The 9,133-nt window shown below is 37.0% G+C and carries 11 protein-coding genes; 3 read left to right on the top strand and 8 right to left on the bottom strand.

Features of this window, described 5'->3' with window-relative positions:
• Positions 1-364 precede the first annotated feature (364 nt).
• Both MW688_RS17730 and bioU read right to left on the bottom strand, forming a co-directional pair.
• Positions 365-1,603 carry a glycosyltransferase family 4 protein gene (locus MW688_RS17730; protein WP_486737344.1) on the bottom strand — a complete coding sequence of 413 codons (1,239 nt, stop codon included), beginning with the start codon at positions 1,601-1,603 and terminating at the stop codon, positions 365-367.
• A 31-nt stretch (positions 1,604-1,634) separates the two neighbouring features.
• Complete coding sequence (bioU, locus tag MW688_RS17725) at positions 1,635-2,612, bottom strand: (S)-8-amino-7-oxononanoate synthase BioU (RefSeq protein ID WP_486737343.1); 978 nt, start codon at positions 2,610-2,612, stop codon at positions 1,635-1,637.
• A gap of 213 nt (positions 2,613-2,825) precedes the next feature.
• Here bioU and MW688_RS17720 point away from each other — a divergent pair, with 213 nt between their 5' ends.
• Genes MW688_RS17720 through MW688_RS17710 form a run of 3 tightly spaced genes read left to right on the top strand, consistent with a single transcriptional unit; the run spans position 2,826 to position 3,857 of the window.
• A complete protein-coding gene (locus MW688_RS17720) occupies positions 2,826-3,041 on the top strand; it encodes a DUF2997 domain-containing protein (RefSeq protein WP_486737342.1) in 216 nt (71 codons plus the stop codon).
• 43 nt (positions 3,042-3,084) lie between these two features.
• Positions 3,085-3,471, top strand: coding sequence for a DUF1257 domain-containing protein (locus MW688_RS17715; protein ID WP_486737341.1), 387 nt, complete (start codon positions 3,085-3,087; stop codon positions 3,469-3,471).
• Positions 3,471-3,857, top strand: coding sequence for a ferredoxin (locus tag MW688_RS17710; protein WP_486737340.1), 387 nt, complete (start codon positions 3,471-3,473; stop codon positions 3,855-3,857). Before MW688_RS17715 ends, MW688_RS17710 begins: the two co-directional genes overlap by 1 nt.
• A 346-nt stretch (positions 3,858-4,203) precedes the next feature.
• Here MW688_RS17710 and MW688_RS17705 read toward each other — a convergent pair whose 3' ends face one another.
• The 6 genes from MW688_RS17705 to MW688_RS17680 all read right to left on the bottom strand — a co-directional run.
• Complete coding sequence (locus MW688_RS17705; protein WP_486737339.1) at positions 4,204-4,551, bottom strand: DUF5615 family PIN-like protein; 348 nt, start codon at positions 4,549-4,551, stop codon at positions 4,204-4,206.
• A 4-nt stretch (positions 4,552-4,555) separates the two neighbouring features.
• The gene (locus tag MW688_RS17700) at positions 4,556-4,834 is read right to left on the bottom strand and encodes a DUF433 domain-containing protein (RefSeq protein WP_486737338.1); all 279 of its coding nucleotides are present in this window, start codon (positions 4,832-4,834) and stop codon (positions 4,556-4,558) included.
• Between the two features lie 178 nt (positions 4,835-5,012).
• The gene (locus MW688_RS17695) at positions 5,013-5,834 is read right to left on the bottom strand and encodes an urease accessory protein UreD (RefSeq protein ID WP_486737337.1); all 822 of its coding nucleotides are present in this window, start codon (positions 5,832-5,834) and stop codon (positions 5,013-5,015) included.
• A complete protein-coding gene (gene ureG, locus MW688_RS17690; RefSeq protein WP_486737336.1) occupies positions 5,831-6,436 on the bottom strand; it encodes an urease accessory protein UreG in 606 nt (201 codons plus the stop codon). The genes MW688_RS17695 and ureG overlap by 4 nt, the downstream gene beginning before the upstream one ends.
• Positions 6,437-6,468: 32 nt before the next feature.
• Complete coding sequence (locus MW688_RS17685) at positions 6,469-7,812, bottom strand: (Fe-S)-binding protein (protein ID WP_486737335.1); 1,344 nt, start codon at positions 7,810-7,812, stop codon at positions 6,469-6,471.
• Positions 7,813-7,831: 19 nt separating this feature from the next.
• The coding region (locus MW688_RS17680; protein WP_486737334.1) for an FAD-binding oxidoreductase at positions 7,832-9,133 on the bottom strand (1,302 nt) is incomplete at its 5' end.

Raw genomic sequence — 9,133 nt, 5'->3', positions numbered from 1 at the left:
TTCTCCTCACCATTTTCTTTGTCAAGAATGAAAAGACCCTGCTTAATAAGGGGGGCTTTTGATGATAACTGTAAACATCTCTTTGCTCATTGCTATAGTGCTTTTTGAGATTTTGTCTAAGAAATTAATGTATAGTAATATACATTTTATCCACAACTTAAGTAATTTTACTTAAAATTTCTCCCCCTCTCCCGGAGCTCCCCTGCTCCCCCTCTCCCGGAGCTATACAAGGATTTGGTGAGTTCCTTATAAAGCATAGATCTAAAAATTCATCACCACAAGGGTATATAGTAATATTTTTATTCTTTTTACGTAAGTATATAGCTATTTATAATACTACAAAATGACACTCTTGGCCAAATTATCACCCGAAGCCTTTTTTCTTCTTAGGTTTAGAGACTTCTTTTCCTAATATCCAGTTGATGTGTTCGGGTAATAAGGTGGCTAAATCATATTTTTTTACAATTGTCTCTCTTGCTTTCACACGCATTTGAGCCATTAAATCTGGATGATTTAAAACCTCCTCAACTCGATCTGCTATTTTCTCAGGAGAAAAGAAGTCTACTAATAAACCATTAAAACCATCTTTGATTACTTCTTTAACTGGCTCAGTACTAGAACCTACAATAAGACAACCTGTAGACATCGCCTCTAACATTGACCAAGATAAAACAAAGGGACGAGTTAAGTAAATATGTACTGTGGAAGCCTGTAAAACTTGTAAATACTGATTATAGGGCAATAAACCAGTAAAGTGGAGGCGAGATAAATCAAAATCAAACTTATCTAGCATCAACTGCTTATAACTTTGACCTTCGGGAAGACTTTTCCCGTAGGCTACGCGATCTTGACCTACTACCACCACGTGACAATTAGGACGACGCTCTTGTAAAATAGCTACGGTTTCCATAAATTGAGGAAAACCTCGATAGGGTTCCATCCCTCTAGCTACATAGGTAATCAGTTCATCTACTTGACTTAAGTCTAAATTAAGTTCTGGTAAAACTAATTTAGCTCCTGGTATAGGTTGAAAATAATTAGTATCTACACCATCATGACGTACAGTAATTTTTGATTGGAACTCCTCAGGAAATTGTTGCCGTTGCCAAAGGGTAGGAGAGAGACCCTGATCGCAGCTATATAAATCTGTCAAAATCGGGGTATTTTTCATTCTGATTCTGGCACAATCGTCAGCATTGAGAGGGTCACTGGGGTCAAAACTGGCATCTGAACCGTAGGCATGATAAAACCATTCAAAGTAACAGAGTAATTTTGCCTTAGGTAAACTATCTTTAATAAATAGAGTTGGTCCCCAGCCTGAGTGACCATAGACTATATCCGGTTTAAATCCTTGCTTTTTTAACTCATTTAATAACCTGTATACGGCTTGGCCTTGAAGTACGGCACCCTCTAGAGTCCTCAAATAGTGATGGGTTTCTGGTTTTACGTCACGAGATGGTTTATAGATAACCTTTGTAACTCCCAGTAGTCCCCCCTCTTCTCTTTTAGTTCCAAAGACCACTTGATGTCCTCTTTCGTGTAAGGCAGTAGCTACATGACGGAATTGGGCGGGAAAATTCGGGTGTAGTAGTAGTATTTTCATCTTTTATTCGGAGCTAAAAATCTTTCAGCCTTTAGTTAACAAATTGAGGCATAATATCAGCTGCTGTAAGCAAGCCGTAGAACCCGCGACGATGTAAAGCTATCGCTGCTTTGAGATAACCGAAGGCTGGACCACACACATTAGCCGCCATACTTGTTTCATCTCCCAAAGTAAAGGTATGGGTAGATATTTTTCCCTCAAAGGTTCTGCCCGTGACTTGGACATTGGTACTTAGGGGTTTTTTCTGGTTACGGGTATCTACAACTCCACCTACAGTGACGCGATCGCGCGGGCAGATTCCTGCTAATTCTAGCATTATATCATCTGCGTGTTCCATATTTTCTAATTTGAGAATTCCATTGGTTTTAGCTAAGAAAGCTTCTACTTCTTCATCACTCATCTTAGAAGCGCTCTCTACATCATAACCTGGTATATGGGCTATATCTTCCCTAATTGTCGCCCTGTACGCTTCCCAATTGGCAATCCCTACCCCAAAGGTAATTTTTACCCTGTGAATTTCTGCATAACTTTGGGCCGCAATTACTGCCGCTGCTGTCAGTAACCCCGGAGTCGCTCCACATCCAGTTACATAAGTAATCCCTGCTTCTTGTAAACTTTGACGCAATTCTAACAGTTGTTCTACTGCGCTAGTTCTTTTTAATGCGTCTATCAATACTCCCTGCCACCCTGAGGCGATAAACTTCCTGGCTACTTCTGCCATAAATGTGTTGGGTAAATTTGGTAAGGCGAGAAAATAACCATCTATCTGGGCATTTTTAACTAGTTCTTCAATACTATCTGTAGTTAAAACTCCATAATTTTCTAAATATCCTAGGGAACTTTTTTCCTTGTATGTGGCGATCGCCTCTTCTATGTTTAAACCCTCAGGATTATAAGCATAACCTTTGTGGTCAGCTCCCGCCACTAGAATCATTTCTTGTTTTGGGTTTAATAATCTAGCTGCCGCTTGTCCTAAACCCCCAAATCCTAAAACTCCAACTTTAATCATTACTTGGGATTTTTCCTTCAATAACACCGATTTTCATTTTAACTATAGTTAGCATCAATTCTCCATTATTTATTTCCTGTGTAGCTTAACATTTCTTCACAAACTTTTACTCAAAACTCAAGTATGACAACTATATAGTGTAAACTTTTGCTAAAATTCAAAACATAAAGCAAATTTAATTTTTGTTGTTTCTCAGTTTTAACAATCCCAAGAATGAGTATGGAATCTCTCGAATTCATCATTTATCCTGATGGTCGAGTTAAGGAAACAGTCACTGGTATAGTTGGTAGTTCTTGTCAAGAAGTAACCGCAGCTATTGAGGCAGAACTAGGAATTGTTCTCACTCAAGAAAAAACCTCTGACTATTTTGCTCAACAAGTCCACCAATCTGATCAAGTTACCAATCAGAAAAATTTTAGCAATTGGTAACGATTTTTTTGTAAACTTTAGTTAACTTTTGTTTAGGTGAATCATGTCACATTTTAGCAACATTAAAACCAAAATTCGCAATATTACATCATTAAAAGCCGCTCTAGATGACTTAGGCATTAGCTGGAAAGAAGGCCCTAGCCTCGTACGAGGTTACCAAGGTCAAACTCGTCAAGCAGATGTAGTCATACCTCAAGAGAATAACTATGACCTGGGCTTTAGCTGGAATGGTCAAGAATATGAATTAGTAACAGACTTACAATACTGGCAACAACCTCTAACAGTAGATGGTTTTCTACGCCAAATAACTCAACGTTATGCCTATCACACCATAGTTAATCAATCTAGTAAACAAGGTTTTCAAATTGCTGAACAACAAAAGAACCCTGATGGTTCTCTTCGTCTAGTTGTTCAACGTTGGAGTGCCTAATGTCAGAATTTCCCTCACCATCTCCACGTTCTGGTCAAGAACCTGAATTAGGAGGATATCTGCGTGATTGCCCCTCTCGTTCGGGCTTAGAACCAGAATTAGGAGGAGAATTGCGACAAAAAGCACCCTATGTGGATGAAACTACCTGCATTGGATGTAAACATTGCGCCCATACGGCAACTAATACTTTTTATATTGAACCAGAGAATGGGCGTGCTCGTGTCTTTAACCATCATGGTGACCACGAGGAATTAATTCAAGAAGCGATTGATACTTGTCCTGTAGATTGCATTGATTGGGTTGATTATACTGAGTTGCAACAATTAGAAGCAAAACGAAAATACCAAGTAATTAGAAATCTTGGGTTTCCTCAATCTTTTCATTGACTACAATACTATGTTTAGTAATTCTCCATCTTTAAATAAGGTGGAGAATTATTTTTTCTCTGAGAACAATTTTTGATCATAAATCTGAACAAGTGAAACCACTATGAGTAATGAGTTTTGAAGTAATGAGTTTTGAAGTAATGAGTAAAAGAATTGATCCTAACCACTTAAAAATTGATTCTCGCCTGTTGGCCTATTTAGTACTTTTTTAGGAGTGCAAGATCTGACTATGAGCAATAATATAACTCGCTATCGCGATCGCCAAGCTCTCCTGATGACAAAACATGGCAAAGAAAAAATGATTGCCCCCTTATTTTACCAAAGGCTAGGTGTCAGAAATCAGGGATTAAACATAGCGAACTTGATTGATCATTTCATCAGCAGTTACATGATTAAGAATTTTCAGTAATCTTCTAGCAATTTCTTGGGGGGGATGGCGAACGGCAATAATAACCCCATAATAAATTTTGCCAAGCTGAAAATATCCTTGAATTAATCTTTCAAAATCTACTCGATTATGAGTAACAAAAGTTTTTTTCAGACTAACACAATATAATAACTGCTCAGAATCGCTTTTTTGTAATTGAGCTTCATCTCTAACCGTTGTTGCCAAAAATCCTTTCGCCCGAATTAAATCAGCAACCAAAACATTAACATCTTCATCTAAATAAAGTTCAATAAATATCCGACTCATTTGATTAATCTTTAACCAATGGATCGATTAAATCATCAGGAATACGATTTAATTCAATATAGCTATTAATTTCTGACATTTGTTCACTATAATAAGATAAAGCATCAAACACTTGAGCTTGGGTTAAATGGGGCATTGCTTTAGGAATTTCTTCAGGTGCGACTCCCATTCTCCATGTCTCCACGATTGCACGAACAGGAGTCCGAGTGCCTTTAATTATCGGTTCTCCATTTAAAATTTCTGAATCGGAAACAATATAACGATTTTGTGTTAATTTAATCATTGAAAACTTTTTTAGTTTTGTCGCAATATTAAATTTCAAGATTTTCAGTTTTATTATAATTGTTTAAGTCTATCATCTTTTGATGCTAAAATCACGTGTTTTTTACTAAAACTTTTTATCGCCAAATAATAAACGGTCTCAAGTGGCGATCGCCAATCAACAAGAAATCAAGTTTAACTCAAAATTGAACAAAAGAATGTCTTCTTTGTGTTAACAACTCACAAACAGCTTGAAACCACTTTTTAGCTTCTGTAGTAGAATTACCACGATAACGACAAACTAACCCCGATAATAGTTGTGTAACTCCTACTTGGGCATCACTATCAAAATTGTCCCACAATTTCCTAATTTCTCCTAATAAATCACTATCTACTGGAGAAAAAACCCAACTTAGGGTACCTACTACTGAGTTACCTGCTAAAGCATTAGGACTAAATACCGATTCTTCACTCCCCCATAAAGCTTGTTTATCAATCCATAAAGGTTTTCCTGATTGCCAAATTTCCATACTAGAAAGCCATTTACCCTTTAAAAAAACTTCCCCTCTAGCAGAACGTCCAAAACGCACAATTTCCCACCCCAACCACCTAGCTTGAGGCTCTAATTCTATAGTAATATTTTGTCGATAATTTGCACCATTAAAAATAATATTTTCTTGAGGGAGAAATTCTAAACATGCTCCAGATTCAAGTTTAATTATGATATCTTGTTTTGCTTCTAATCCGTTACTACGATAAATTTTTCCTGCTGAGGTGGTAGTAATTAAAGCTTGAGAATTTGACTCTAAATTAATATGTTGTTCTAATTTATCTCCTGCTACTATCCCTCCTGCTGTGTTTAAAACAATTGTGTGGCAAATATTCGTTCCTGCTGGGTAAAATGGTCTTTGTACCTTAAAAGGAGCTATATTTTTACTATAGATAATCTTAGTTTTTTCACTCTGTTTTTGATATTTTAACTCAAGTTTTCCTTGCCAGTTGGAGGTAGATTTTAAACTCATAGATTAGGTGGTAAATGAAAATTAATAAATTCAATAACTTTGTCTAAACCTTCTTTGGTGTGTAAATTAGTAAAAACAAATGGTTTATCGCCGCGCATTTTTTGCGCATCTCTTGCCATCACTGTTAAATTTGCTTTAACTAAATCAGCTAAGTCAATTTTATTAATAACTAGTAAATCTGATTTAGTAATACCTGGTCCTCCTTTGCGGGGTATTTTATCTCCTGCCGCTACATCAATAACATAAATAGTTAAATCTACTAATTCTGGGCTAAAAGTCGCTGCTAAATTATCACCACCACTTTCTAAAAAGATTATTTGCAGATTGTTAAACCTGGTTTCTAAATCATGAATAGCTACCAGATTAATAGAAGCATCTTCTCGAATAGCAGTGTGAGGACATCCCCCTGTCTCAACTCCGATAATTCTCTCTTTTTCTAAAGCTTGTGATTTGATTAAAAATTGCGCATCTTCTTGGGTATAAATATCATTAGTAACCACCCCAATTTGTAAATTGGTGCGCATTTGTTTACATAGTGAGTCTAACAGGGCTGTTTTTCCTGAACCAACTGGTCCTGCTATACCAATACGAAAAGCACTCATCAAACCTCCAATCGGAAAACTATGGGTTATATTTAATCAATTTTAGACCCCTCCATGGAAAAATCAAGTAATTCTAGAGGATGAAATAACTTAATTTGTTTTCCCTGTAACTGTAAATGTTTTTTAATTTGTAAAGCACAACCAGGATTAGGGGAAACAATTACCTCAGCGCCTGTATTAGTTAAATTATTCACTTTTTGTCTACCCAATTCATTGGCTACTTCTGGTTGCAACATATTGTACACTCCTGCACTACCACAGCACAGAGCTGCATCAACGGGCTCTCTTAGTTGTATATTAGGAATTTTTTGTAGTAACTGTCGGGGTTGTACACTAATTTTTTGTCCGTGGAGAAGATGACAAGCATCTTGATAAACAATTGGTAATTCTTGAGCTGATATAGGATGAAGTGGTGTAGTTATACCAATCTCATGTAAAAATTCCTGCACATCTTTAACTTTGCTGGCGAATTCTTGAGCTTTAGATGCGTAGTTAGAATCATCTGCGAGGATATGGCCATATTCTTTGAGAGTATGTCCACAACCTGCGGCATTGATAATAATAGCATCAACTTCACTGTTTTCAAAACTATCAATCATTTGTCTAGCGAGAGTTTGAGCTTGGGCTTCTTGCCCTTGGTGAGCGGGTAAAGCCGCACAACAACCCTGATTTTGGGGAATAACTACTTCACAACCATTTTTAGTCAAAACTCTAATAGTCGCCTGATTTACCGGGGAGAAAAAGAAGCGCTGCACACAGCCGAGGATAACTCCTACTCGATAGCGTTTCTTGCCTTGGGCGGGAATTACTAAAGGATAATTGTGATTGAGGGTAGATAAATTAATTGGAGGTAAAATTGACTCCATTGCATTTAGACGGGGGGAGATTTTTTTTAGTAATCCAGTGCTTTTTATTAGTTGGGATAAGCCGATTTTTTGATATAACCACAACAAAGGTAAAAGTAGTTTGAGGCGTTGGGGATAGGGGAAGAGGCTAAAAATTAATAATCGGTATAGTCTATCTAAAAGAGAGCGGGGTTGATTTCTTTCTACTTGAGGACGAGTTGCCGCTATTAATTGATCGTATTGTACCCCAGATGGGCAGGTAGTGACACAGGCAAGGCACCCTAAGCAGGAGTCAAAGTGTTGAGTAGTAGCAGGGGTTAAGTCTGCTTCGCCTTTGTTGATGGCATCCATGAGATAAATACGTCCTCGTGGTGAGTCCATTTCTTTGCCTATAACGCGGTAAGATGGGCAAGTAGACAAACAAAAGCCGCAATGAACACAGGTATCTATTAATTCTGGTTTAGGTGGGTTTTTAGCATCAAACCCGGAATCTGAATTTTTGTTAATAAAATTATTTTTAGATGCTGTCATAATTTATTTAAATATTTATTTAAATGTTACCAAGAAAACGACCGGGATTGAGTAGATAATTAGGGTCAAATTTTTGTTTAAGTTTTTCCATAATCGCTATAGAGTTTCCTGTATAGCCCCAAATATCTATTTTTTGTTTTAGGCTTTTAGGCCCTGTAAGAATGGTAAGAAAACCTTGATTTTGTTGGCACATACTTCTAATTTTTAAAATTTGCTCATCTAAGTTTTCACCTGTTATAGTTACTTTTCCGTTACCACTATTTAGATGAATTATTGCTAGTCCTTGATGGTTAGTAGTTTGAGCAAAATTAGCTAAAAATTTAGGAGCGCTATTTTTAATTATACCGATTTTAGCGGTAATTGTCTGGGAATGATTTTCTATCTCCATCATCTTTTTTAATCGTTGCCATAGATTAGTTTCTAGATCATTTTTATAAATTTCAGATGTTAATGCTAATTTGCTGGCAACCGATTCTACTTGTTTTGTCTGGGATTCTATGCTGATAGGGATACTTTGAAATCTGAGTAATAAACCAATTTTTGATTGATTAGTTAATTGTTTAACTAAGGAGCTAGAAATTAAATCAGCGGCAGTGGGAGTTAGGGGAGATGCGAGGAGAAATTGCATAAATTTCTGTATTTGACTCTCCTCACCAGTAAGTAAAATGGTGAGAGAATCCGATGGTAAAGGATAGAGTCTTAGGGTAGCTTGGGCGATCGCTCCTAGGGTACCATAGGAACCTGTGAATAGTTTCATTAAATCATAGCCTGCCACATTTTTTACTACTCTACCACCTGCTTTAGCAATGGCACCATCGGCACGCACAAAAGATATACCTAGAAGTAAATCTCTTATCCCTCCATAGCGTTGTCTCCAACTTCCCGTATCTGCTGTGGCAATAATTCCCCCAATCGTTGCTGTTTCAGGATAACTTCCATCTATAGGTAAGAATTGTTGATTTTCCTGAAGCATACTTTGTAAATCAGCTAATTTTACTCCTGATTCTACTGTAACTGTTAAGTCTTCCACGGCATAATCAATTATCTGGTTAAGTTTTGATGTTGTTACCACTAATTCTACATTTTTGCTCAAGAAACCACCCCAATCTAATTTGCTGCCGTTACCACATAAGAGTAGAGGATATTTATGCTGGTGGCTATATTGGAGAATTTGGCTTAAAGCTTGTTGATTGTGGGGTGCCACTAAATAGCCTGGGGGTTTATCTGTGGTCAAGGTGGCCATGATTTGGCTTTGTAAGGAAGTTTTTATCTTTTCCCATTCCCACATATCAGCATTTTGATTAAGAAGATTATTTAATTC

It is taken from the genome of Johannesbaptistia floridana, assembly GCF_057440575.1.
Note: the sequence above shows the minus strand (reverse complement) of the source record. Positions and strands in the feature narration are given on the sequence as shown.